Genomic DNA, 24587 nt, shown 5'->3' with positions numbered 1-24587 from the left:
ACAATACGTTAAGAGTTAAGAGGAGCGGGCATTATCCCGGCCCGGCACTTTGAATGCTACCTCTTCAATTTCCCATCCTTCGCCTAGCGGTGAATCGCTATCCGTTTTGGTTGCCTTTTGCCGCTCGTCAGCAACATTATCAGCCAGCAATTTTTCCTTCTTTTCCCCATCTTCCGCTTCTTCTGTGCCTTGCGGTTTGTTCGTTTCGACCGGCTCGAACTCAACCGTCGGCTGCATGGGGGTTTCTTCGCGGGGCGCGGCCGGCTCAGCGCTTAATGAAGGTGGCTGATAATCAATAAAACGTGAATCCGGTTGCGTGTCTTGCTCGCTAGAGGATGCCTCAGGCGGTTCGGGAGAAGCCTCGGTTTTCGGTTCTGCTTCCGGCTCGATTTTCGGTTCTGGTTCCGGCTCCATTTCCCGCTCGGCCTCCAGTGCGTCTTCTGAGTCAGACAAATCTTGAGAGCCGGCGCTTCGCTGTGAAGCGAGCCCTGCCGCTTGACTCCGGACTAAGTCTTCATCGTCATCGGCTTCCCACTCAAGCGGCTCATCTATTGCAAACGCATCGGGCTCGGGGTTGCTGTCTTCAGGCTCAGACGCTTCTGACGCGGCGTTTTTAGCGTAGACCTCTTGGGCGGCATAAATCGTCGGCGAAGGCTCGGAAAAAGGATCAGTTTCAAGCTCTTCTGTTTCAATATCTTCTTCGACGGCAGTAAATGATGACGCTTGGGGGTTCTGCGCGCTCGAAGTCTCCTGCGTAGGCGCACTCTCCTGGGTGGCGCCCCCCGGGGGTGTCGCGCTAGCGTGGTTGTTGGGGACGACAGATGGCTCGCTAATGGTTGCTTGATCGACATCCTCCCACTCTCTCGCTTGGCGCCGACGAATCATGAGCAGCAATACCAACAGCAGCGCCAACCCAGCCGTTATTAATGTCCAACGGTAATTCTCCATAAGCGCTGGTAGCGATGGAAAACCACCCGCTTCCCCGGCGGAGCTGGCTGATGCGTGTGTTTCGGCTTCTTCTATTTGCGTGTTTTGTGCATCTTCTGTCGGTGCGACACGTTCTTCTGTACCTCGCTCTGCTGCACTACTCTCAACATTGGCGTCACGAACCGCCTCTTGCTCTTGCACGACATCGCTGGCAGCGGAGGGGTCGACACGTTCCTGAGATGCCAATGCTTCAGTAAGCTCGGATACTTCACTGCGTAACGCATCAAGTTCGCCACGCATCTGCTCGCGCTCTTCGATGAGCTGCGCCAGCATCGCCTGGCTTTGTTCAAGCTGCGCCGCCAGAGTGCCAGCTTCACCACTGGCATTTACCACTTCGGCGCTAGGGCTGACCGCCTCGGCACTGGCGATAACGGCATCAGCAATGCCCGGTTCAGCGCTGTCACTGACCCCTGTCTGTTGCTGCGCGGGCGTGTCTTCATCCGGGTTTGCGGCGGTTTCAAGATTGGGCAACGCGACCGAGGCTAGGCTACTGTCGCGATTACGCCAAGCGGCATTCATCGCATCAATCGCGTCAGCTGAGGCGGCTGCCGAGCGACGCATGACATGCGCATCGGCGGGCACGTCTAGCCTAAACCCCGCCCGCATGGCGTTAATATTGCCGGATGGAAACACCTCCGGGTTTGCTTCAAGCAACGCAACCATCATTTGCTGCACGCTTGCCTGCTCGGGTTTTAACCGTTCAGCGACGCTCCAAAGCGTATCCCCACTGTTCACGTAGGCAGGATGGTTCACATCCGCGTTGACCGCATTGCGGCTTACATCAGCACGGCTAGTTTCATTACGGCTAGGCTCAGCGCGGCTTTCCGTATTAACGCGATTTGACGCTTGTGGTTGAGACTGAGACTGCGATTGAGACTGTGGTTGAGATAGAGACGGCGATGCCGCTTGGCTTGCCTGTGCCCCTTCGGTTTCGTAGTCGGCGGGATCAAAAAGCAGCGTGACTTCATGCGCATGACGCCCTGAAGGAGATTCAATCACAATAAGCAAATCGAGCCAGGGGGCATCAACGGGCTGCGACGAAGTAAGACGGATGGTCGGCGGCTGCCCTTGGAGCGTAGCGTTCACATTCGCGATGACATCACTCCACTCAAGCCCAGCGGAGGCGTAAGCGCTGCGCTGCGCTAAGCTGACGCTGAGCATTTCGGGTGAATACTGCTGCGCATCGACCAACGGGATCGAAGCATCTAACGGGGCATTTAAGGCCGAGCCTACCTCTGCCTCACCGACCCCAAGTGCATGCACCAATGGGCTCGAGACGGCGAGGCTGAGCAGCATGGCTAGCGTGATTGGTGGTTTCATGAACGCCCCTGCTTCTTTTACGTCATCTTGCTAAAGCGATAAATGGCTTATCAACTCAAAGTGTTACGCCCTTTTTACCACAGCTTATACTATTTGCGCACAAAAACGGGGGCTAATGTTAGCCCCCGCTTCAACGCCTTAGCGTAAAACCTGCCGTTTTACTGTTCGCGCAGAATTTTCAGCATGCGCTTAAGTGGCTCGGCAGCACCCCATAGCAGCTGATCCCCCACGCTGAATGCTGAGAGGTATTCGCCCCCCATGGCCAGCTTACGGAGACGACCAACGGGCACGTCAAGTGTACCGGTCGCGACAGTCGGCGTCAGGCCTGCGATGGTGGCATCTTTGTCGTTGGGAATGACTTTGGCCCATTCATTGTGCTTAGCGATGCGATCTTCGATCTCATCAATCGGCACGTCCTGCTTGAGCTTGATCGTGAATGCCTGACTGTGCGAGCGCATCGCGCCAATACGGACACATAGGCCATCAATCGGTACCGGATTGTCCTGCAAACCAAGAATCTTATTGGTCTCAACACTACCCTTCCACTCTTCGCGGCTCTGGCCGTTATCGAGTTTGGTGTCGATCCACGGCAACAAGCTGCCCGCTAAAGGCGCGCCGAAGTTCTCGGTGGGGAAGTCGCCACTGCGCATGGCGGCTGTCACTTTGCGGTCGATGTCCAAAATCGCGCTGGACGTATCTTTCAGCTCTTCCCCCACACTATCGCGCAGCGTCCCCATTTGGTTGAGCAACTCGCGCATGTGCTTAGCGCCGGAACCGGATGCCGCTTGGTACGTCATCGACGTCATCCACTCAATCATATCGGCTTCAAACAAGCCGCCCAGGCCCATCAACATCAGACTGACGGTGCAGTTACCGCCGACAAAGGTTTTCGCGCCTTTAGCAAGCTGCGCGTCGATCACTTTGCGGTTAACCGGGTCGAGTACGATGGTCGCGTCATCTTCCATACGCAGCGTGCTGGCAGCGTCGATCCAGTAGCCTTTCCAGCCTGCGCTGCGAAGATCTTTGTACACCGGCTTGGTGTAGTCGCCGCCTTGGCAGGTCACGACAACATCCAGCGCTTTAAGCGCTTCGATATCAAAGGCATCCTTTAGTGGAGGCACGTCCACGCCAACATCGGGACCCGGTTGGCCGACTTGAGATGTGGTGAAGAAAATCGGCTCGATGCCGTTAAAATCACCGTCTTCTTGCATGCGCTGCATCAGCACAGAGCCGACCATGCCACGCCATCCTACGAAACCGACTTTCAACATCGTGACGTCCTCCTATAAAAAATGAGCCCTTCATTATACATACTTTTATGCATCGTTCAGGGCGGCACGCATTACGCCTGCTGAGCAAACGCTGCCAAAACGGCATCGCCCATGGCGTCGGTGCCGATGGTCTGCATGCTTTCGGAAGCAATATCCGCCGTGCGTAGGCCGTCATCCAGCACTTTGCCGACAGCCGCTTCAATGCGCTCGGCCATGGCATTCTCGCCCAAAGAATAGCGTAGCATCATGGCCACCGAGAGCATCATAGCCAGCGGGTTAGCGACGTTTTGCCCAGCGATATCCGGCGCGCTACCGTGACACGGCTCGTACATACCCTGCCCGCTCTCGTTAAGCGAGGCTGACGGCAGCATGCCGATGGAACCGGTGAGCATCGCGGCGGCATCGGACAGAATATCGCCAAACATATTCCCGGTGACCACCACGTCAAACTGCTTAGGCGCGCGCACCAGTTGCATCGCGGCGTTATCCACGTACATATGCGAAAGCTCAACGTCGGGGTATTCCGGCGCCAGCCGTTCCATCACTTCCCGCCACAAGATGGTGACTTCCAGCACGTTGGCTTTATCCACCGAGCAGAGCTTTTTATGGCGCTTCTGAGCCATTTCAAAAGCCACGCGGCCGATTCGCTCAATCTCGCTTTCCGAGTACACGTAGGTGTTAAAACCCACGCGCTCGCCGTCACGCTCTTCGATGCCACGCGGCTGGCCGAAGTAGATCCCACCGGTGAGCTCGCGAACGATCATGATATCCAACCCGGCAACCAGCTCGGGCTTCAGGCTGGAAGCACTGGCAAGCTGCGGGTAAAGCATCGCCGGGCGTAGGTTGCCGAACAGCCCGAGGTTTTTACGCAGGCCTAGCAAGCCTTTCTCCGGGCGCTTGGCGAGATCTTCAATCTTGTCCCACTTCGGGCCGCCTACGGCACCAAGAAGAATGGCCCTGGCGGCCCTGGCTTTATCCAACGTCTCTGCCGGTAATGGCTCGCCGTGAACATCGTAAGCCGAACCGCCGACCAAGCCCTCCTCCACGTCAATATCGAGACCGGCCTCTTTGCACGCTTGCAGCAGGCGCTTAGCTTGCGCGGCGATTTCAGGGCCGATCCCATCGCCCGGAAGAAGTAAAACCTTATGTGTCATGCGAGATCCTTAAAGCATTAAACGTATATCTTTAAATTCGTGGCATGAAACGCATGCCGTTCAACATCAGGCGGTCTGGCGGAATAGCCACGGGCGGCGCTGACGGTGTTTTTCCTCGAAGGCCCGAATGGCGTCTTCGTCTTTTAGCGTGATGCCGATATCGTCTAGCCCTTCGAGCAGGCACTGCTTGCGGAAGTCATCGACCTGGAATTCCAAAATCTCGCCCCGCGGGGTCACAATACGCTGGTTTTCCAAATCGACATCAAGCGCATACCCTTCACGCTCTTCCACTTCTTGGAAGAGCCGCTCGACTTCGTCTTCTTCTAAGGTGATTAACAACAACCCGTTTTTAAATGCATTGTTGTAGAAAATATCGGCAAAGCTGGGGGCGATGATGGCTTTGAAACCGAAATCTTCCAACGCCCAGGGCGCGTGCTCGCGGGAGCTACCGCAACCAAAATTGCGCCGCGCCAGCAGCACCTCGGCGTTTTCATAACGTGGCTGATTGAGCACAAAATCCGGGTTCAACGGACGCTGAGAGCAGTCCTGATCCGGCTGCCCCTCATCAAGGTAGCGCAGCTCATCAAACAGGTTCACCCCAAAGCCCGTGCGCTTGATCGACTTCAAAAACTGCTTAGGAATAATCAAATCGGTGTCGACATTGGCACGATCTAACGGCGCCACCACCCCTTCAAAACGTTCAAACTTTTTCATCGCTTAAGCCTCCTGAGCGTGAGTGGCATCGTTTGCGGGCAAGCTGCGCACATCAACAAAATGGCCGGCAATCGCAGCAGCAGCTGCCATGGCGGGGCTGACCAAATGCGTACGGCCGCCATAGCCCTGGCGCCCTTCAAAATTGCGGTTGGAAGTAGACGCGCAGTGCTCGCCCGCACCCAATTTATCCGCGTTCATCGCTAGGCACATGGAGCAACCCGGCTCGCGCCATTCAAAACCGGCCTCAATGAAGATTTTATCCAGTCCTTCTTCTTCCGCCTGACGCTTCACCAACCCAGAGCCTGGCACGACCATGGCCAGCATAATGGAGTCAGCGACTTTCTTGCCCTTCGCCACTTTGGCGGCTTCACGTAAATCTTCGATGCGCGAGTTGGTGCAGGAGCCGATAAAGATTTTATCCAGCTTGATATCGGTGATTTTCTGGTTGGGCTGTAGGCCCATGTACTCAAGCGCGCGGGTGTGGCTGCGCTGTACGGTGTCGTCCGGGGCGGCTTTCGGGTCCGGCACTTGGCCTGAGATACCGGTGACCATTTCCGGGCTGGTGCCCCAGCTCACCTGCGGCTCAATATCCTCGGCTTTCAAGGTGACGACTTTATCGAAAGTAGCGTCAGGGTCGGAGACCAAATTACGCCAATCCGCCACGGCAGCTTCCCACTGCTCGGCGGTGGGTGCGAAAGGGCGATTGCCGATGTAGTCGATGGTAGTATCGTCGACGGCGATCATTCCCACCCGGGCACCTGCCTCAATGGCCATGTTGCACACGGTCATGCGCCCTTCCATCGAGAGCGATTCAATGGCGCTGCCAGCAAATTCAATGGCGTAGCCGGTGCCGCCGGCGGTGCCAATCTTGCCGATAATCGCCAACACCACGTCTTTTGCCGTCACGCCGAGGCCAAGTTCACCCTCGACGCGCACCTGCATATTCTTCATCTTTTGTGCCAGCAGGCACTGGGTCGCCATCACATGCTCGACCTCAGAGGTGCCGATACCGTGGGCCAGTGCACCGAAGGCACCGTGGGTGGCGGTATGGGAGTCGCCGCATACCACCGTCATCCCCGGCAGTGTTGCGCCTTGCTCCGGACCGACCACGTGGACGATGCCCTGGCGCGGATCGTTGATTTTGAACTCTTCGATGCCGTACTCAACGCAGTTGTCGTCCAGAGTTTGCACCTGAATCAGCGACACCGGGTCTTTAATACCGCTATTGCCTTCGGCGCGCTCTTTCACCGTGGTCGGCACGTTATGATCCGGCGTTGCCAGGTTGGCATCCAAACGCCAAGGCTTACGCTTGGCTAAACGCAGACCCTCAAAGGCTTGCGGCGAGGTCACTTCGTGGAGCAGTTGGCGGTCGATGTAAATCAACGCGGTGCCGTCATCGCGCTGCGTAACCAAGTGTTGCTCCCACAATTTATCGTAAAGTGTTTGACCTGACATGTGGCTCTCCTGGGCAATGCCCTGCTAGTTCGGTATGACAGCCTCTGTGTGCTGCTTATATTGCGGTTTTAAGCGTACTGTGATGAGAGTGTCACGCGACTCGCGCATAAAAGCAATTCATGTTATTCATAGATTAGATTCCAAACAGGAATATATTAATGGATACGCAAAGCCTACAAGCGTTCCTGGCGGTCGCGGAAACCCAAAGCTTTTCTCGCGCGGCGGAACAGTTGCATCTTACTCAGCCGGCCGTCAGCAAACGCATCGCCACCTTGGAAGACCTCTTGGGCACACGGCTGTTTGACCGCATTGGGCGGCGTATTGCGTTAACCGAGGCAGGCAGCGTACTGCTGCCCCAGGCGCGGCAGATTTTATTCACGGTGGAAGACAGCCGCCGGGCGTTGGCAAACCTTTCCGGCCATGTGGGCGGGCGTTTGACCCTTGCCACCAGCCACCATATTGGCTTGCACCGCTTGCCACCCGTCTTAAAGCAGTACACCCAACGCCACCCCGAGGTAGACCTGGACCTGCATTTTCTCGACTCCGAGTTTGCCTACCAGGGCGTGCGTGATGGTTCGCTGGAAATGGCCGTGGTAACCCTAGCGCCCCATCCCGTCGAGCAACTGCATGTGGTCGAACTTTGGCGCGACAGACTGTGTTTTGTTTGCGCGGCAGATCACCCCCTCGCCAACCACCGACGCGCGTTATCGCTAGCGGCTCTGTGCGACTACAACTGTGTGATGCCAGGGGCCAAGACGTTTACCGGCTCGCTGATCGCCCAGCGTTTTGATGAAGCCGGCCTACAGCTGCCGGTGAGCATGGCAACCAACTACCTGGAAACGCTCAAAATGATGTGCAGCGTGGGGTTAGGCTGGAGCCTGCTGCCGGAGAAGATGATCGACCGCGACCTGATCGAGCTTAACGTGGATACCGCCCCGCTCTACCGCCCGCTAGGTTACTTGGTTCACACCAACCGGACGCTCTCCAACGCCGCCAGTAAGATGATTGAGGCATTGGAGAGGAGCCAATAAAGAGAGTAAATGCCATCTTTGTCATTAACAAATACGCACTGCCCCGTGAAATATACCTACTCGGGGCCCCTGGGCAGGCGTAGTTATCAGCCTGCACGACAAGCCATCGCTGGCTGTGATCGTGCGCAAAGAACGCCTCTCGCTGCTCAGACCGATAAATGTCGCCTGAATAAAACCAACGCCAAAGAAAAAAACACTCCCCCGATAACGATCAGCGCCAGCATCTGTGGCCAAACCACCTCAATCCCCGCACCACGATACAGAATCGCCTGCGCCATACTCACGAAGTGCGTGGTAGGTGCTGCCAGCATGATGTTCTGCACCAGCTCGGGCATACTTTCCCGCGGGGTAATGCCCCCAGAGAGCAGTTGAAGGGGCAGGATCGTGAGAATCAGCAGCAAACCAAACTGAGGCATGGTCCGGGCCACAGTGCCGATCAGGATACCGATGGCGGTGGTAGAGAACAGGTGAATCAGGGCACCGAGCAGGAACAGCCAGACCGAGCCGGCAATCGGGACATTGAGCCACCCCTGAATCACCAGCGTGATGGACATGGAAGCCACCAGCAACACCACCAGGCCGTTCGCCCACACTTTCGACGCCATGATCTCAAAGGGACGCAGTGGCATCACCATCAGATGCTCCACGGTACCGTGCTCCCGCTCACGAATCAGTGCCGCGCCTGTCAGAATGATGCTGATCAGGGTTACCTGCGTGATCAGCTCCATGACGCCGCCAAACCATGTGCCATCCAGATTCGGATTGAAACTGGCCCGGGAGACCAGGGTCACCGGCAGGTCCATTCCGGAACTCCCCGGCTGCAGGAATTCCGCCACTTCGGTTATAACAAAGCGTTCAACGTAATTTGTTCCAATAAAGGCCTGGCTCATGCGGGTGGCGTCAATATTCAGCTGCAGGCTCACCTGCTGGCCCTGGCGAACACGGCGCTCAAACCCTTCCGGAATCACCAGGGCAAAGGTGTGGCTGCCCTGGTCGAGCAGCTCATCAATCTGGTCATAACGCACGATGTCCGGCGGCAGAAACCATGGCTGTTGCAGGGAGTTGATGACCCGGCCCGAGAGCACGGTGTTGTCTTCATCCACCACGGCAATGGGTGCATTATGCAGCTCCATGGAACCAGCAGAGCCGGCGGTGTAGATCATCAGCGTGAAGGCCAACAGAACAAACACCATCAGAACCTTGTCCTGCCACAGACTACGAAGCTCCTTGACGCCCAGGTGCCAGATGTTACTTAACGATTCCATGGTCAGCGCCCCTGTTTCCGGAGTAGTACCACTGCCATCAGCGTCAGTACCGGTATGAACGCGGCGAGTGCGAGAAAGGCTCCCTGCATATCCGCCAGGCTCAGGCCTTTGGTAAAGACGCCCCGGCTGATCTGCAGGAACCAGGTAGCCGGCCAGAACGGGCCTATCAGTGCGCCGGCACCACTCAACGATGAAACCGGTTCCGTAAGGCCGGAAAACTGCACGGTAGGCAGAATGGTCAGAATCGCGGTTGCTGCCAACGCGGCAATCTGGGTGGAAGCGAAGGTAGACATCACCTGACCCAATGCCGTGGTAGCGGTAACGAACAGCAACGCCCCCAGGGTGAGGGTCAGCAGCCCGCCTTTCACCGGCACATCAAAAACATACACCGCAAGCAGTACCAGGCTGACATAACTCACCATGCTGAACGCGATATAGGGCAACTGCTTACCGAGCAGGAACTCCAGGCGGGTAACCGGGGTTACATACAGATTGGTAATGGAGCCCAGCTCTTTCTCCCGGACAATTCCCAGAGCCATCAGAATAGCCGGTATGAAAATCAGCAGAATCGGAATCACCGCCGGGACCATGGCGTCCAGGCTCCGGAAATCCTGGTTGTAGCGGTAGCGATCTTCCAGAGCCACCAGACTCAGGGTCGGAGTTTCGCCCAGGGTACGCTGAGCCAATTCACCCAGATAGCTGATGTGCAGCCCCTGCACATAACCAAGAATGGTTTCACCCCGGAACGGCATGGCCCCGTCGACCCATACCGCAACCTCTGTATTCCGGCCTCTTTTCAGATCCTTGCCGAAGCCTGAAGGAATCTCGATGGCCAGACTGAGTTCACCTGAGCGCATTCGCTGTTCCAACGCGTCCATCCTGTGGATAGGTGGCTGTTCCAGAAAATACCGGGAGCCGGCAAACGCATTCACATAATCCCGGCTTTGTGGCGTCTGATCCCGATCCAGTACCGCGAACGACAGATCCTCCACATCCAGGGTAATGCCATACCCAAGAATCAACATCAGCAGCGCGGAGCCGATAAACGCGAACGCCATGCGGATCGGATCCCGCAGCAGTTCCCGGGCTTCGCGCCGGCCATAGGCCCAGAGCCGGCGCACGCTGAACGGTTTATGGCGACCGGAATGTTCTTTACCGGCATTCAGCACTGAGTCATCGGCGCGGGTTTTCGGCTCTTTATCGACCGCTTCCAGAGTTTTCATGAAAGCGCCTTCCAGGCTGCCGGTGCCTGTCTGTGCCGCCAACCGTTCCGGACTGTCGCAGGCCAGCACTTCGCCGGCGTGCATCAGCGAAATACGATCACAGCGCTCACCTTCGTTCATGAAATGGGTGGAAATGAAGATGGTCACCCCATCCTGCCGGGACAGCCGCATCAGCAATTGCCAGAACCGGTTCCGGGCGCCGGGATCCACACCCGAGGTGGGCTCATCCAGAATCAGCAATTCCGGCTCATGCACCACCGCAACCGCCAGGGACAGCCGTTGGCGAACGCCCAGAGGCAGGGCGCCGGAACGCTGATCGAGCACGTCTTCCAGGTCGAACTCCCGGGAGAGGGTACGGATGCGATCAGTGATTCCGGCCTCTGGCAGGTGGAACAGGCGGGCGTGCAACTCCAGGTTCTGGCGTACGGTCAGTTCGCCGTAAAGGGAAAACGACTGAGACATGTAACCCACCTTGCGGCGGGTGGCCAGATCTTTGGCATTCAGCGGCTCACCGAACAATCTCACTTCGCCGTCGGTGGGAGTAAGCAGGCCCGTGAGCATTTTCATGGTGGTGGTTTTACCGCAACCATTGGAACCCAGAAAGCCGAAAATCTCTCCTCTGGGAATATCGAAGCTCACATCCTTAACGGCGGTAAAGCTGCCAAACTTCAAGGTAAGGTTGTGGGCTTCAATGGCGAGCGTGCCCGGCCCTTGTTCAGACGGTTGCCCGGCGCCCTGGCTCCGGTTAGCGGCCGTTGTTCCCGGCTCCCGGGCCTGACGGCTTTCCGGTAGCAGAGCAATAAAGGCGTCGTCCAGGTTGTCTGTCCCGGTTTCCCGGCGCAGATCCGAGGGGGATCCAGTGGCAAGTACCTGGCCGGCATCCATGGCCACCAGCCAGTCATAGCGCTCGGCTTCTTCCATATAGGCGGTGGCGACCAGCACGCTCATTCCGCCACTCTGCTGACGAATGGTATCAATCAGGTCCCAGAATCGCCGGCGGGACAATGGATCTACGCCGGTGGTGGGTTCATCCAGAATCAGCAGATCCGGATTGTGGATGAGTGCGCAACACAGCCCCAGCTTCTGCTTCATGCCACCGGATAATTTGCCGGCCGGGCGGTCCCGGAATTCCAGCAGACCGGTAGCATCAAGAAGTCGGTCAATCTGCTCCCTGCGGGAGGCACCGGTAAGGCCGAACAGATCGGCGAAAAAGCCGATGTTTTCGTGCACCGTCAGTGCGTGATAGAGATTACCGCCCAGCCCCTGGGGCATGTAGGCAATACGAGGCGCCACCTGATTACGGAACCGCTGACTGGCCATATCGCCACCCAGCACCTGAAGGCTGCCCCGTTGTAACGCCCGGGCGCCGGCGATCAGCCCCAGCAAGGTGGATTTCCCCACACCGTCCGGGCCAATCAGGCCCACCATACAGCCGGCAGGAAACTCCAGAGCGATATCAGACAACGCGGAAGTTTCCCCGTAGCGGTGGCTGATTCCATCCAGCCGGGCCACGGTCTCAGTCATTGGGCAGGCTCACCTGCAGGTTTTCCGGCCACGGCTGGTTTTCTTCCAGCCGCACATAGGCTTCACCGGGAACACCGGTTTTCACCCGATCCCGGTAGGCCTTGAGCAAATCCGGGTTGATGCGGATGCGCACCCGGAACATCAGCTTCTCGCGCTCGCTGCGGGTCTCCACCGATTTCGGCGTAAACTGGGCTTCTGCAGCCACAAAGCTGACTTCCGCAGGCACTACGTAATCGGGCAGAGCATCCAGAATAATGCGGGCGTCAGAGCCAACCCGAACACGGCCAGCCTGGGAGGTAGGCAGAAAGATGGTCATATAAACATCGGTGACATCAAGCACCGTGGCCACTTTACCGCCAGCAGCCAGTACTTCGCCGGGCTCGGCAAGGCGATAAAGCACCCTGCCACCTACCGGCGTGCTGAGCTGGCTATCATCAATGTTGGTCTGAATCTGGCGGATAGCAGCCCGTGCAGCTTCAATACCGGCCTGAGCGGAAGCCACCTGGACCCGTGCGGCCTGCAGTGCAGCATCCGCGGTCTCGGCTGCGGTTCGGGTTCGATCTAGCTGCTCCCTGGACACATGGCCACGCTCCACCAGGGTTTCCATTCTGCCAAGCTCACCACGGGCATAACGTTGCTCGCTTTCGCGCTGGGCCACGACAGCTTCGGCCAACAGCTGTGCCTGTTCGGCCTTGTGCAGATTGGCTTCTGAGGCCGCCAATCTCGCGCTCAGCTCATCAGTATCCATCACGGCCAGCAACTGGTTCGCCTCCACCAGATCCCCCTCTTTCACCGAGAAAGATTCAAGACGGCCAGGAATACGGGTGGCAATATCCACTTCTGTGGCTTCGATGCGGCCATTACCAACGGCTATATGTTCGGGCAGGTTCTGACCATCAGACATCAGCTGCCATGTCAGAGCAGCTAATATGACAACGACAAGGGCAATAGCAACTTTATAGCCATAGCCCATCTTTGCGCTTTGTTTAGGCATAAGCTTTCCTTGAGGAAAGAAGATACTGAACATTCACTAATCATACATCAGAAATATAACTAGGGCCTGTTGATGTTTCACATGGGCAGCCATAAAAAAACCACAAGCTAAGACCACCATACTTTCGTAGTTTCGCTTGAGCTTGTCGTAACGCGTCGCTATGGCGCGATACGGCTTCAACCGAGCAAAGGCATTCTCTACAAGATGACGATAGCGATATAACCCCCTGTCTAAACTGCTATTTCCTGTCTTTGAGTTGCGCTTGCGAGGGATCACCGAGTCCATCCCCTTGGCGTCGACCTGCTCACGGATACGCTCACTGTCATACCCCTTGTCAGCCACTAATGCCCTGCCTGTTGGCAACTTGTCAATCAGCGCCTGCACCTCGGTGCTGTCATGTACGTCACCTCCGGTGATCCTGAAAGCAATCGGTAGTCCATCAGCGTCAACGGCTAGGTGTATCTTGCTTGTGTTGCCCGCACGGCTTTTACCAATGGCTTCTACTTCCTCTGTGGCAGCCGGTACGGATTCGGTAAAGTATCCCTTCTACCGTCATCCGCAGGTCAGCCTTGTCATAGATACGTTGTTGAAGCAAGATAGGTTTTAGCTTCGACCAGTGATCATCCGTGAGCATCAGTCAGGGCATGGCAAGCTCGCAGTTTGTTGGTGTCGGAACCTCTATTCTGCGAGTTTCCCCTATCCTGCCAATGCTATCCCTTAAAACGTCAACAGGCCCTAGCAGATTCGGCTTGAAGGCGCTCCACTAACGACATGTCACCAAACCCTTCGATGCCGTGGAGCTCAACCGAGTGTGGTCGGCCCTGCGTACCAAGCGTTATCACGATCTTCTCACCACCAAGGCCAAGATCGATGCACTTACCGGCCTCTGGAACCGTGGCTATCTCAATGACCGATTGCCGCTGAGATGTCAGTGCTGGCGCGCAAAGGCCTCCCGGTGGCCGTCGTGATGGTAGATATCGATCACTTCAAGCCGGTCAACGACACCTATGGCCATCCCTTCGGGGATGCGGTGATACAGCGTGTTGCAGAAGTACTCAGCAGCATGTACAGGGACAGCGATGTTGTATGCCGCTACGGCGGTGAAGAGTTTGCCGTCATCCTGCGGGACACGCCATCCGCCGGGGCCCTGACCGTAGCGGAATGCATGCGTGAGGCGGTGGAAACCCTGGAACAGACATACGGGAAAACGCCCGTGCCAATGACGGTGAGCATCGGCGTGACCGACAGCGACCGGATTGAAGAATCCACCACTGTGTCAGGTGAAGGCCTTCTGGAAGCCCCCGACCGTGACCTCTACCGCGCCAAGGAAGCAGGTTGCAACCGGGTTGAGGGATAAACGAAGAGATTGCGTGATTGACTTCTTCGCACTATGGGGCAGTTCTTTGTGAAGGATCCCGCTTGAAATTCCTGATCAGCTTGTGCGGATCAACCTGTGCCCGATCCTCGCAGGCCGCCACGCCTGTTACCAGCATGGATATATGGTTTCGCCAGCGCTGCCCCCTCCCGTATCGGGGCGTTATAGAGTTGGGCGATACTTCTCAGCAGGCCGGATCCGAATTCGATCCAGAATAAAGGCGATCAGCAACGGGGAATTTTGCCACTCACCCACTTGATCAGCACCAGTGTCATCTCAGGTCGCCCCACCCGGGGAATCGCGAATCGCATTCATGCCGAAATTGATTCGATGAATGCGCAAACCGTCCCCGACTATCCGATTACCTATGCCGCAGGCAGAACCCTGGCTGCCGTCGCAACCGCGACAGGCAGTCAGGAGTTTTCCGCGCACTGGGCGGGACAGGGGTGCTCCGCTTGCACGCGAGATGCCTGCAAGCGAGCTGATCGAGACGCTGGTACGAGAACTCGGCCATGCTCCCGGAAGCGGATTTCCTAATTCCTGATGGACCGAACTGTTACCTCTTATACCTCTTACTGAGAATACGATCTGTCAGCAGATGAATGGTTGGCCCGAGTACGAATGCGATCGTGGCTGCTGCAGGCCAGGCGGTGAAAAAGGCCGTTCCCCACTTCCACACAAACCCTCCCACGAATCCCAGGTTGATCCAGGTGACCCACGCAGTCATCAGGGAAGAGAGGGTCAGGGACATCAATAACGAGAACACAAGACGGTATTTCGTGGACATTGTTCCTATGCCTCCAGCGCGTTGAGTTCAGTGAGTTCGATGACGTCGGTCAGTCCCTGTTCCAGGTAGTTGCGAGTGTGTTCCGCTGCGTAATGGGCTTCCAGGCCAGCTTTGCCATCCCAGCTCTCCCACAGAAGAAAGTCACCTTTGCGCTCTTTATCCTCCAGTATCCGGAATTCATGACAGGCTGGCTCCTTTTGAGTGACAGTCTGGAGCGCGGTGAGTTTTCGTCTGGTTTCGTCAAGCCTTTGCAGGTCGGTCGCCCGGATGCGGGCACAAAGATAATACGGTGTCATGGGTCTCTCCTCTTCGTATTGAGCGCCCAGACTAGCAAGTGACGGTAATTGCAAGTAGAGTGATTTTTTAAACTTGATATTACGTATTTGCAAAATGCTGGATGAGCTGCAGTTATTTGTCGTAGCGGTGGAAGAAGGCAGCCTGACGTCTGCCGCCGGGCGTATGGGCCTGACCGTTGCAACCGCATCCCGCAGGATCAGTGCCCTTGAGGATCATCTTGGGTGCCGGTTGCTGCACCGGTCCCCCCGTGGTTTGTCGATGACGAGGGAGGGGCAGGCGTATTTTGATGAATGTGCGGAGTATGTACGTTCCCTGCACCATCGCCTGGAAAATCTGAACAGTACCCTCCACAGTCTTTCTGGACCGTTCCGGGTGCTTGCCCCTACTAACTTTGCGGTGGGGCCGATGGACGAATTCTGGGCTAGGTTTGTAACCCGGTATCCGGATATTGAGCTTTCGGTGGAAGTGAGTAATGAGTTCGTGGATCTCCGGCATGCACAGGCTGACCTGGCAATCAGGATCGGGCCGATGCCGGACTCATCACTGATTCAGAAGCGTCTCGGGCACGTACCGACTTTGTTGGTTGCCGGTTCAGGGGCCTTTGGAGTTCGGCGGGCTCCGCAGACGCTTGATGAACTCCGGGCATACCCGACAGTGGCGAGCCGGATGATTTCCGACTGGGAACTGATGAGCACGGGTGGTGAGCGGGCCTCCCTGCGGGAAAAACACAAGTATGTGGCTAATGACCTCAGCGTGGTGACCAGGTTGGTGAAGTCCGGTGTTGGCATTGCATTGCTGCCCCTGAGCCATGTGGCAGGTGATCTGGCGTCCGGAGAGCTTGTCAGGGTGCTGCCCCAGTGGTCCGGGCAGAGACGGGAAGTACACTTGATCTGGCACTATCGAAGGGCATTATCCGTGAGGGCAAAGGTGTTTATCGCCATGCTTGAAGAGTTCCTGGCGACCCGGCCCTGGTTTGAGTCTCAGCTGTAAATTCCCTGCCCCTCTGGCGACTCAATTCAAATCGTGGCCAGGTCCGACCGGTCTCTAATAGTGATTAGCACACGTATTCACACGTTGACGGATCCCTTAACGCTAGCACTTTCCATAAACAATAGGTCACTCGTAGACTCTGACTCGATGAGAGAGAAGCCAAGGCTTGAATACAAAGAACGAGCTGCACTATTGTCGCTGTAAACGCGCAGAGTGACCGTTGATAAGCCGGTTGATTGCCTGGCCTGCGCTATGAGCTTTTCACAAAGCAAGCGGCCTGCCCCCCTTCCTCTTGCCTCAGGCGAAATAATAATCCTGCCAATATGAACAGCGCCTTGTTTGCCAGGCCAGAACTGGCCAAAACCCAGGCAGTCGTTGTTACTATCGAATAAGCAATAGCTTGCCTCTCCTTCCATTGCGAGCAGCTCAGGCAACTTTTCAGCTGCAAATGGAAACGGCACGGATGGGCCAGCCCAGCGAGAACACGCTTTTTCATCACTTATCCAGGACGCAATCGTCTTGTAATCGGTTTGCTCTGGTCTACGCAGGGTTGCTTTCATATGACTGATACTTTAGTTAACGAGTTTTCTCGATGCTGGCACGGCACTTCCGCTCCGGCTCAATCAACTGCTCCTGGCGCTTATCAAGGGAATCCAAGTCTAGATACGCACGGCGTTCATTAACCTTAGCAGAATCATCAATGGGAAATGGCGTTGGCCAACCATTTTCATCAACATCGAACTGGGTGCCGAAACACTGAGGCTTACCAGATAAAGTACACGCCCACTCTGAAGGAATACCAACGGCCACCCCATCGTCTTTGGCTACGTCATCTTCCCCAACTAACGAAATGCCGCGCCTTGTTATACATTCTTTACGAGAACGGCTTGGGTCTTAGTTTTCCCATAGCCCAGTGCCTCATAAAAAATGTGAGACTGCTCTCTAAGGGCATTTGCTCGGACTCTAATAACACTGACGTTGCCCGATAGCCATTTTTCCGCTTCGAGAATTAAACCTTTGCCAAGCCCTTGGCCTCTTTAGTCTTCACTTACCACCAAGCTAACGATTTCGCCCTTAACTCCCTCGGCTAAGCGCACATCAATAATGGCAGATACACAGCCGCGTACTGTTCCAGCCACCTCCGCCACAAATACCTCTCCGCCCTTCTCTCGAAGGGCGACTATATTATCTAAAAGCGTCTTTTCAGAGTGATCATATCCAAGCTGCGCCATCAGCAGAACCAGCGTTTGTAGATCTTCAGGTTTGTATTTTCTATAAGTTGGATTCATAACCATCATATATAACGCCGTGCGAACCGATATTCATCTTAATTAATTGTCGGGTCCCGCGTGAATATGCACACCGCTGAAGCCCACCGTCTTTGCGTGTAACGCGGTTCTCGCATACATGGCAGGCAATGCTTGAACCTCATCCGTCGACATCGCCGCACATTGAAGGCCATCAAGGTTCAGCGCCGATGGCCCCTTTGGCTGGCTGATCGGCAAGTGCGCAAGGGCGCCGGCATGGCCGAGTTGCGCCCACAAATGAGCGCCCTTAATCATCGCCCTACTCGTTAGGGAGTGAAGCATGAGCTGGTTAGAGTGTGCTCCAAGGACGAGATTTCCCGGCTTCTCCGGAAAGCGCGGATCCCCCTGTACTTCACCGACGAAGGACACAGCCACGCCACCTTCCGCCCATCTTTCGTAAAGCCGAACCCGCGCCTCGGTCGGATTCCCCTCACCATCGGCAAGCGAATCTGACATTGCCGACTTAACCAGTCGATTCTTTAGAATCGCGCCGCAAGGAAGCTCAAGCATGCTTTGAAGGCAGTCGTTCGAGCCTGAATCTTTCATCATAGACATTACTCTGAGTAGCTAACACTGAATTGAGCCGCGCCGATTTTTGGCGCAATCAACCCTGAACCTTAGGTGACTCAATGAAGGCTGATCGGGACGATTGTGCTTGCTTAATGCAGTGTGAGTCGGCGAGATGAATCAGCCTCTAAGTGAACGGTTATTGTTGGATCGCGCGCCTGAGCGACGCAACGCGCATAGCCTTCAAAAGATCATCGACCTTGTGATGATATAGATCAAGGTCTACGTTGGGTGCAGGCACGGCCTGTCGTCGTGCCTTCACGTATCACATGGAGGTGAATATGGTCAGCAAGCTCAGGATCCACGCTCAGTTTAAGCCCCAGGAAACAGGGGTTTTAGCATTCGAACCTGTGCCAGCGCCAATTGATTGAATACCGGGATAAGCTGAAAAGACACGTTCAGCCGTCGGACTGCGTAGCCTATTTTCGCTGCAGATGAATAGAAGTTTAATAGGCTCTCCTTAGACATAGCAGTGACTAGGCATGGTTACCGCACTGCTTTAGCAGGCTTGTGCAGAACGCTGGAGACCAGAGACTAATCAGGCACAATTCGAATATTAATTCGTTTGTCTTTCCTGAAGGCTTCCTCTGCTAACTACGTAAAATCCAGAGGCAGCTTTTCCCCTCTATTTAGGGGTCTGCGGGGTTTTTTAACGTGCACTGTTAGGCATCCCGCCGCTGCCCAATACACAGCAGCGCCGTAGGCTCCAAGTCTGTAGGCAACTTCAATGCTTCCTTCACCCTTGAATCATCGAAGCCTGCTACTAGAACACAACCAACGCCAAGAGCCGTGCTCTGAAGATGGACATTTTGTAAGCGCGCCATAAAACCCATCTACCCAGATTAACGTTGGCTGATCACACTGATGGTCTCTTTTTGCTTTGGAGATCATCATGAGCCGCGAACTCAATCCCACTCAAGCGTTTTGGTTAGGGCACCTGTCTTATGCCGCTGCATTGCAGATGCCGTTAAGTGCGTATGCTGAAGCGCAAGCCGTGACGTTGGCCGACCTGATGGCGTGGGAAAATCGGTTAATCGTGCAAGGTTTTCCCGTACCTCCGCGTTGTCATCCCGCACGATTTGTCGCAGTGGAGGTGGTGACATGATCCGCCCCGGTACCGATCTGACGGTGTACCTGTGCCGCGAGCCTGTGGATATGCGGAAACAAATCGATGGGTTGGCCCTGCTGGTTCAGGAGGCCATGGACTTGAATCCGTTCGAGCAGGCACTCTTTGTGTTCGGTAACCGCCAACGCGATAAGGTGAAGCTGCTGTTCTGGGAGCGCAACGGTTTTGTGGTGTGGTACAAGCGCCTGGAGCGCGAACGCTTTAAGTGGCCAACCCACCTGGAAGGCGACACGGTGACGCTGACGGGCCAGGAACTTAACTGGCTGCTGGATGGCGTGAATCTGAAAGCCATGCAACCCCACAAAGCGTTGAATTTTCAGCAGGTTGGTTAGCTTTTTTGCTCCTGTTTTAGCGGCGTTTTTGGTAAACTAGGCGGTATGAAAAACGCCTCTTCCTCCGCGACAACGATCAACCAGCTTGAGCGCAAGCTGGCCGCTGCTGACGCTGAAAATGCGCGGCTATTGGCGTTGATGGAGAAAAAAGAAGTCCAGTGGGAAGCCACCAAACAATCACTGTTTGAACAGTTCCGGTTGGCCCTGGAGCGTCAGTTCGGCCCTTCCACTGAGAAGTATCAGGTGGATCAGAAAGACTTGCTGATCAACGAAGCCGAAGTGGCGGTTGACGAGGAAAACGGCGACACCGAGGCGACAGATAACGATGCCGTGGATGACACCGCGGCCGAGCCCGCCACGCCGACGAAGCGCCGTACCCGGGGTGGCCGGGTGGCGTTGCCGCCCGAACTTCCGCGAGTTGAGGTGGTGCATGAACTCCCTGAAGAAGCTCGCCACTGTCAGGATGATGGCACCGCGTTAACGGTCATTGGTGAAGCGGTTAGCGAGGAACTTCACGTGGTGCCCGCACGGGTCGAGGTCATCCGTCATGTCCGGCGTAAGTATGCGTGCCGAACCTGCGAAGAGGGCGTCAAGATCGCCGCGGCACCCGCCAAACTGTTGCCCAAGAGCAACGCCAGCGCCACACTGCTCGCCTATATTGCGACGGCTAAATACCAGGACGCGCTACCGCTTTATCGGCAGAGTCAGATCTTTGCCCGCCATGGCGCCGAGATCCCCCGTAATACCTTGGCCCGCTGGATGGTGCAGGCCGGTGAACGCATCACCCCATTGATCGAGACATTACGCCAGCACCTGCTGACCGCACCGCTGATCCACATGGACGAGACGACGCTCCAGGTGAATCAAGAAGCGGATCGTAAAGCGAGTGCCACGTCTTACATGTGGGTACAGCGCGGTGGGCCGCCAGGCCAACAGGTTGTCTTGTTCGATTATGACGCCAGTCGTGCCGGGCGGGTCCCCGTTCGCCTGCTGAGCGACTATGCGGGTCGCTTAATCACCGATGGCTATGAAGGCTACGCCGAGGTCGTGCGCCGCAATGGGATCACCCATGCGGGCTGCTGGGCGCATGCCCGGCGTAAGTTCGTCGAGGCCCAGAAAGTGCAGCCCAAAGGTAAAACCGGCAAAGCCGACTGGGCGCTGAACCAGATCCGCAAGCTGTACGGCGTGGAAAAACAGGCGAAGGCACTTAAGCCCGACGCGCGCCATGCGCTGCGTGACCAGAAGAGCCGCCCGTTAATCGATCAACTGCGCACCTGGCTCGACAAGTCACTGGCCCAGGTGCTGCCCAAAAGCGCACTGGGGAAAGCCCTTCACTACCTGGATCATCAGTGGCCCCGCCTGACCCGGTTCCTGGACGATGGCCTGATCCCACTGGACAATAACCCGGCGGAGAATGCCATCCGCCCGTTCGTCGTGGGCCGCAAAAACTGGTTGTTCAGCCACACCCCCAGCGGTGCACAGGCCAGCGCGGCGATCTACAGCCTGATCGAAACCGCCAAAGCCAATGGCCTCTCGCCCTACGAGTACTTGCAGCACGTCTTCGAGACACTGCCCACCCTCAATGATGATGAACTCAGCACGCTGCTGCCCTGGCAGTGGAAAGAGACATTACCGGTCTAAGTAAAGCCTGACTACATGTGGTTAATGGAGCGCTTACGACATTTTGCGCTAAAGCACCCGTTTCCATATATACATAGCGAGCACCACGCGCTCCCTGGGGTGGCTGAGATTCAAAGTGCCTGACCGCATCATCGAGCTTTGCTGTAACCCCGATGACGAGAGCGGCTTCTTTCAACCATGGTTGGTCGCCAATCCCTAGCCCCTGCACTGCCCCTTCCGGAACACGCTCACCAGTTAGTCTCAACGAATGGCTATCGGCCAGATACTCATAGATACCAGGCTCAAGCTTAGACACACGCTGCACCAAAATTTTTAGCTGCAGCGGGTATAACCCACCTGCCGATGGCGTTGCTCTTTTTTGGTCTGGCCCTGTTATGCCTTGGGCCGACCAAAGCAATTGAGACAAAACATCGATAGATAGCGATGCATTCGCGTACTCCCTAACGCTGCGCCGATTTTCAATACAGCCAGCTAATGACTCAGAGTCTTGCAATTCCGGTGCAGGTAGCTCGAAGATCATGCGTTTACTCCCCATCATAACGCCGTTCAGAACGCGCGGCTTTAAAGCGGAGGCGAAGCCGCAGGGAAATGCTAGCGATTGTTATGCGGCAATACTATGACACCAGCGGCTGAATTGCCTTGGCTAATGCAGTACCCAATTCATAGTGCTGATCTTCATCCAAATGAACGCCATCAATGCGGCTTGTGGGCGTCACCAGGCCTGCATCGAAAAAGTGGCACTCGCATTCTTCGGCGACGGCGGCAATGGCTGCGGATAACCCCACCGCTTTGCTCTCTGCGCCTTCAAACTTTGGCGCTATATTGCCTTTGGCCTTTTGGATTTTAGGAGGAGCAACGAGCATGATCGGAGGCACCGGCATGCCTGGTTCAATGGGAGCACGGCGAATGGCGCCAACCAGTGTCTTTACCCCCTGTGCAGATTGCCACGCATTGAATTTATGCATGGATTGAAAATCGTTTGTGCCTAGCAGCATAACCACTAGCGACAACGGCGAATTGATCTCTATACGCTGCTCCAAACCCTCCAGCCCGTTGCGACCTGGTTTGTAGGGATCGTCCCACACGGTTCGACGACCATTCAGGCAATCCTCGATAACCCTGACGGAAACTCCCGCTTCAAGCAGGTTCTTTTCCAACACACCCGGCCAACGTTGCTCAAAACCTAACCGACGGCGGGTATCCGGGATGATGCCCCAACTCAATGAGTCTGCGTAAACAAGGATCTGATGCATGGCCACCTCTCTTGCTACATAGCGCACTGCTAATATGTGTCGCTTGCGGCGTCATTATCGAGCGGCTTGTTAGCAGACTCTGCTTGAAGTCGCTCCACTAACCACACCTTGATGATCGATTAGCGGGTAACACTGAGCGTTGCGGCAATTTTGGAACCGCACAGCGGTGGAAAAATTATCCGGCAACAGCGGCTGGTTAAATTGCTACCGTTCACCTTCCAGTTCATGCCATACCCGAAGAATGATAATGGCACTCACATGTACTGAATATCGGACAACGTACTTGCCAAAAACCATATCGCGGACGGAATCAGGTACCGGCGCCATTTCAACCGGAGTCCCTATTTTGGGAAAGTCTGGTAGCAATTCGATTTTGCCTACCAGCTCTGCGGCTATCCTGGCTGCCGCAGAGGGATTGTGGGCTGCGATGAACTCCCTAAGGCGCTTTAAATCTTCAATGGCTTCGTCCGTGTAAACCAGTTTCACTTACCTGACCTCGGCGCATCCTGCTCGTTTTCGGTTCCCCAACTATTGAGCCAACCATGGACCTCGCTAGCATCAACTACCTTTCCTTGGGCGGCCGACTCCATTGCTTCTAGCGTTTGCTGCCAACGCTTCTGCTCACGCTGTTGCTTTTCAATGTATTCTGATAGTGCCTGATTGATCACCCAGCCTTTGCTCCGGTGGAGCCTGCCGGCGATTGCCTCCAGGTGCTGTTCAACTTCTGCCTGAAGACGAACTGTAGTGACACCCATGACTGTACCCTCGAGTTTGGTGACTACAACGTATTACAGCATAGTCTGAGAGGTTCAGCAAAAATTTAACGCCAAAATTCAGCGGCGGCCTTTACGCAGCGAAGCGGAGCAAAGGCCGTTCGGTGGAGGCCTGTCAGAGCCGGAACGAACTGGAATGACTGGTTATACACTGAGCTGCCTGAACTTCTGCTCAATTCGATGAAGTACCCAGTAGAAATAGGGAATACCTAAAAGAGCGACAATAAACCCAGGCCACGCGCTACCGAGTGCCTCCATGGCAGACAGACTGATACCCGCAAGAATGATGGCTATCCCAAGGAAAAATAAAACTCCAAGCCCCGCCAAATCGGACCACTGGCGCTCATACCAACGTACTTTCAGTAACTTGATAAGAATGTCGCCCGCAAATGCAGCGGAAAACAATGTAAAGATGAAGATAAACCAATCTGCAAGAAGTGACTGAGGTTCAGCCTTGCTCATAAACCACAGATAAGAGCCCGTGGCTAAGATCCACATTCCTACGACGACTTCCTTCAACTGCGAGTCTCCCTTGGTGTATAACGCCCGGCTCACGCGCCGGTTTGGAGCCGCGGAGCGGCGGAAAATCGGTCGCTGTTCAGCCAATTGTTAAAGCCTGCCCAGCCAGTACTGCGGACGCCGCCGGTCATGAGCAACAGCCAGAATCTGGAAACCATCAGGCCTCTCTCGGTAAACGATAGACAGGGGAAATCTGTGAAGGGGCGCTCTACGAATATCTGGTGGCAACTCGACCTGCCAAGCTTTCGGTGACTCGCCAACTAAATTGGCCAGGGCCTCAAATTCCTCTATGAGGGCACCACCCAATCCCGGAACTTTTGATTCGTAATAACCAACTGACTCCAGGAACTCGGCTTCCGCTGCCGGGTGAAAAGAATAGTTCATTTGATCAGTGCTCTAGCCTTCCTCATGACCTCATCGCCAGACACAGCCTGAACGGTGCCATTGTCGAGCTCTTCGCCCCTGCGCCGCGCCTCAAGCAACCAATCGGACCTGAGCTCTTCTTCTGACGGGGACTCCAGACTCAATACCAGTCGCTGGATCAATTGCGCTCGCTCCTCTCTAGGGAGGTGGAGCGCCTCGTCTTCAATTTTCTGGAGATTCATGAGAAAACCTCTCGTTCACGTATTGCTCAATTTTGACACGGTTGGGCATCAGGTGCCACGACACGGTTCTCCAGCTT

General features: G+C 55.7%; 28 protein-coding genes and 2 pseudogenes. 6 read left to right on the top strand and 24 right to left on the bottom strand.

The window, feature by feature from the left end:
* Positions 1–15: 15 nt before the first annotated feature.
* From HZS81_RS10895 to leuC, 5 genes are all read right to left on the bottom strand, one after another.
* On the bottom strand, positions 16–2307 hold the full coding sequence (locus HZS81_RS10895; protein WP_179930594.1) for a FimV/HubP family polar landmark protein: 2292 nt from the start codon (positions 2305–2307) through the stop codon (positions 16–18).
* A gap of 158 nt (positions 2308–2465) precedes the next feature.
* Positions 2466–3578 carry an aspartate-semialdehyde dehydrogenase gene (gene asd / locus HZS81_RS10890; RefSeq protein ID WP_179930593.1) on the bottom strand — a complete coding sequence of 371 codons (1113 nt, stop codon included), beginning with the start codon at positions 3576–3578 and terminating at the stop codon, positions 2466–2468.
* A 71-nt stretch (positions 3579–3649) separates the two neighbouring features.
* A complete protein-coding gene (gene leuB, locus HZS81_RS10885) occupies positions 3650–4732 on the bottom strand; it encodes a 3-isopropylmalate dehydrogenase (protein ID WP_179930592.1) in 1083 nt (360 codons plus the stop codon).
* 66 nt (positions 4733–4798) lie between these two features.
* On the bottom strand, positions 4799–5446 hold the full coding sequence (gene leuD / locus HZS81_RS10880) for a 3-isopropylmalate dehydratase small subunit (RefSeq protein ID WP_179930591.1): 648 nt from the start codon (positions 5444–5446) through the stop codon (positions 4799–4801).
* A gap of 3 nt (positions 5447–5449) precedes the next feature.
* Positions 5450–6901: a 3-isopropylmalate dehydratase large subunit gene (gene leuC, locus HZS81_RS10875; protein WP_179930590.1), complete on the bottom strand. Its 1452-nt coding sequence runs from the start codon at positions 6899–6901 to the stop codon at positions 5450–5452.
* Positions 6902–7059: 158 nt separating this feature from the next.
* Here leuC and HZS81_RS10870 point away from each other — a divergent pair, with 158 nt between their 5' ends.
* Entirely contained in the window at positions 7060–7932 is an 873-nt protein-coding gene (locus HZS81_RS10870; RefSeq protein WP_179930589.1) for a LysR family transcriptional regulator, read from the top strand.
* A gap of 146 nt (positions 7933–8078) precedes the next feature.
* Here the strand turns inward: HZS81_RS10870 and HZS81_RS10865 are convergent, their stop codons facing one another.
* The 5 genes and pseudogenes from HZS81_RS10865 to HZS81_RS18330 all read right to left on the bottom strand — a co-directional run.
* A complete protein-coding gene (locus HZS81_RS10865; protein ID WP_179930588.1) occupies positions 8079–9197 on the bottom strand; it encodes an ABC transporter permease in 1119 nt (372 codons plus the stop codon).
* Between the two features lie 2 nt (positions 9198–9199).
* Positions 9200–11944, bottom strand: coding sequence for a ribosome-associated ATPase/putative transporter RbbA (rbbA, locus tag HZS81_RS10860; RefSeq protein WP_179930587.1), 2745 nt, complete (start codon positions 11942–11944; stop codon positions 9200–9202).
* On the bottom strand, positions 11937–12938 hold the full coding sequence (locus tag HZS81_RS10855) for an HlyD family secretion protein (RefSeq protein ID WP_241697469.1): 1002 nt from the start codon (positions 12936–12938) through the stop codon (positions 11937–11939). Before HZS81_RS10855 ends, rbbA begins: the two co-directional genes overlap by 8 nt.
* A 77-nt stretch (positions 12939–13015) precedes the next feature.
* A pseudogene (locus tag HZS81_RS10850) lies at positions 13016–13446 on the bottom strand (IS5 family transposase); the annotation flags it as partial.
* Positions 13447–13452: 6 nt separating this feature from the next.
* Positions 13453–13572 (bottom strand): annotated as a pseudogene (locus tag HZS81_RS18330) (transposase); the annotation flags it as partial.
* Positions 13573–13869: 297 nt separating this feature from the next.
* Here HZS81_RS18330 and HZS81_RS10845 point away from each other — a divergent pair.
* The gene (locus HZS81_RS10845) at positions 13870–14295 is read left to right on the top strand and encodes a diguanylate cyclase (protein WP_179930586.1); all 426 of its coding nucleotides are present in this window, start codon (positions 13870–13872) and stop codon (positions 14293–14295) included.
* A gap of 574 nt (positions 14296–14869) precedes the next feature.
* Here the strand turns inward: HZS81_RS10845 and HZS81_RS10840 are convergent.
* Positions 14870–15100 carry a DUF2798 domain-containing protein gene (locus tag HZS81_RS10840; protein ID WP_179930585.1) on the bottom strand — a complete coding sequence of 77 codons (231 nt, stop codon included), beginning with the start codon at positions 15098–15100 and terminating at the stop codon, positions 14870–14872.
* A 5-nt stretch (positions 15101–15105) separates the two neighbouring features.
* The gene (locus tag HZS81_RS10835; protein WP_179930584.1) at positions 15106–15396 is read right to left on the bottom strand and encodes a putative quinol monooxygenase; all 291 of its coding nucleotides are present in this window, start codon (positions 15394–15396) and stop codon (positions 15106–15108) included.
* A gap of 94 nt (positions 15397–15490) precedes the next feature.
* Between HZS81_RS10835 and HZS81_RS10830 the strand changes: the two genes are divergently transcribed.
* Positions 15491–16387 (top strand): LysR family transcriptional regulator, encoded by an 897-nt coding sequence (locus HZS81_RS10830; RefSeq protein WP_179930583.1) that lies wholly within the window; start codon positions 15491–15493, stop codon positions 16385–16387.
* A 77-nt stretch (positions 16388–16464) separates the two neighbouring features.
* Here the strand turns inward: HZS81_RS10830 and HZS81_RS10825 are convergent, their stop codons facing one another.
* The 5 genes from HZS81_RS10825 to HZS81_RS18295 form a co-directional block, all read right to left on the bottom strand.
* Positions 16465–16947: a GNAT family N-acetyltransferase gene (locus HZS81_RS10825; RefSeq protein WP_179930582.1), complete on the bottom strand. Its 483-nt coding sequence runs from the start codon at positions 16945–16947 to the stop codon at positions 16465–16467.
* A 16-nt stretch (positions 16948–16963) separates the two neighbouring features.
* A complete protein-coding gene (locus HZS81_RS10820; RefSeq protein WP_179930581.1) occupies positions 16964–17197 on the bottom strand; it encodes a hypothetical protein in 234 nt (77 codons plus the stop codon).
* A gap of 227 nt (positions 17198–17424) precedes the next feature.
* On the bottom strand, positions 17425–17685 hold the full coding sequence (locus HZS81_RS10815; RefSeq protein WP_179930580.1) for a GNAT family N-acetyltransferase: 261 nt from the start codon (positions 17683–17685) through the stop codon (positions 17425–17427).
* Between the two features lie 33 nt (positions 17686–17718).
* Positions 17719–18243: an oxidoreductase gene (locus HZS81_RS10810; RefSeq protein ID WP_179930579.1), complete on the bottom strand. Its 525-nt coding sequence runs from the start codon at positions 18241–18243 to the stop codon at positions 17719–17721.
* A gap of 680 nt (positions 18244–18923) precedes the next feature.
* Positions 18924–19085: a nitroreductase family protein gene (locus HZS81_RS18295; RefSeq protein ID WP_206679549.1), complete on the bottom strand. Its 162-nt coding sequence runs from the start codon at positions 19083–19085 to the stop codon at positions 18924–18926.
* A gap of 68 nt (positions 19086–19153) precedes the next feature.
* Here HZS81_RS18295 and HZS81_RS10800 point away from each other — a divergent pair, with 68 nt between their 5' ends.
* From HZS81_RS10800 to tnpC, 3 genes are read left to right on the top strand one after another with little or no spacing between them, the layout of a single operon-like run.
* Positions 19154–19366: a hypothetical protein gene (locus HZS81_RS10800; RefSeq protein ID WP_179930577.1), complete on the top strand. Its 213-nt coding sequence runs from the start codon at positions 19154–19156 to the stop codon at positions 19364–19366.
* Complete coding sequence (gene tnpB, locus HZS81_RS10795; RefSeq protein WP_179930576.1) at positions 19363–19719, top strand: IS66 family insertion sequence element accessory protein TnpB; 357 nt, start codon at positions 19363–19365, stop codon at positions 19717–19719. Before HZS81_RS10800 ends, tnpB begins: the two co-directional genes overlap by 4 nt.
* A 45-nt stretch (positions 19720–19764) precedes the next feature.
* Positions 19765–21360 carry an IS66 family transposase gene (gene tnpC / locus HZS81_RS10790; protein ID WP_179930575.1) on the top strand — a complete coding sequence of 532 codons (1596 nt, stop codon included), beginning with the start codon at positions 19765–19767 and terminating at the stop codon, positions 21358–21360.
* On the opposite strand, the gene HZS81_RS10785 is transcribed toward tnpC, so the two are convergent.
* From HZS81_RS10785 to HZS81_RS18290, 7 genes are all read right to left on the bottom strand, one after another.
* Positions 21314–21880: a SagB/ThcOx family dehydrogenase gene (locus HZS81_RS10785; RefSeq protein WP_179930574.1), complete on the bottom strand. Its 567-nt coding sequence runs from the start codon at positions 21878–21880 to the stop codon at positions 21314–21316. The two genes, tnpC and HZS81_RS10785, sit on opposite strands and share 47 nt — an antisense overlap.
* A 94-nt stretch (positions 21881–21974) precedes the next feature.
* Positions 21975–22613, bottom strand: a complete 639-nt coding sequence (locus HZS81_RS10780) for an SGNH/GDSL hydrolase family protein (protein ID WP_179930573.1) — start codon at positions 22611–22613, stop codon at positions 21975–21977.
* Between the two features lie 204 nt (positions 22614–22817).
* On the bottom strand, positions 22818–23099 hold the full coding sequence (locus HZS81_RS10775) for a type II toxin-antitoxin system RelE/ParE family toxin (protein WP_179930572.1): 282 nt from the start codon (positions 23097–23099) through the stop codon (positions 22818–22820).
* Positions 23096–23368, bottom strand: coding sequence for a CopG family ribbon-helix-helix protein (locus HZS81_RS10770; protein ID WP_179930571.1), 273 nt, complete (start codon positions 23366–23368; stop codon positions 23096–23098). Before HZS81_RS10770 ends, HZS81_RS10775 begins: the two co-directional genes overlap by 4 nt.
* A gap of 162 nt (positions 23369–23530) precedes the next feature.
* Positions 23531–23905, bottom strand: coding sequence for a hypothetical protein (locus tag HZS81_RS10765; RefSeq protein ID WP_179930570.1), 375 nt, complete (start codon positions 23903–23905; stop codon positions 23531–23533).
* A 90-nt stretch (positions 23906–23995) separates the two neighbouring features.
* The gene (locus tag HZS81_RS10760) at positions 23996–24289 is read right to left on the bottom strand and encodes a type II toxin-antitoxin system RelE/ParE family toxin (RefSeq protein ID WP_179930569.1); all 294 of its coding nucleotides are present in this window, start codon (positions 24287–24289) and stop codon (positions 23996–23998) included.
* Positions 24286–24510, bottom strand: a complete 225-nt coding sequence (locus HZS81_RS18290) for an addiction module protein (RefSeq protein WP_179930568.1) — start codon at positions 24508–24510, stop codon at positions 24286–24288. The genes HZS81_RS10760 and HZS81_RS18290 overlap by 4 nt, the downstream gene beginning before the upstream one ends.
* Between the last annotated feature and the right edge of the window lie 77 nt (positions 24511–24587).

This window comes from Vreelandella salicampi, from assembly GCF_013415105.1.
GTDB lineage: Bacteria > Pseudomonadota > Gammaproteobacteria > Pseudomonadales > Halomonadaceae > Vreelandella > Vreelandella salicampi.
The sequence above is the reverse complement of the archived record's forward strand: the minus strand, read 5'-3'. Positions and strand labels throughout refer to the sequence as shown.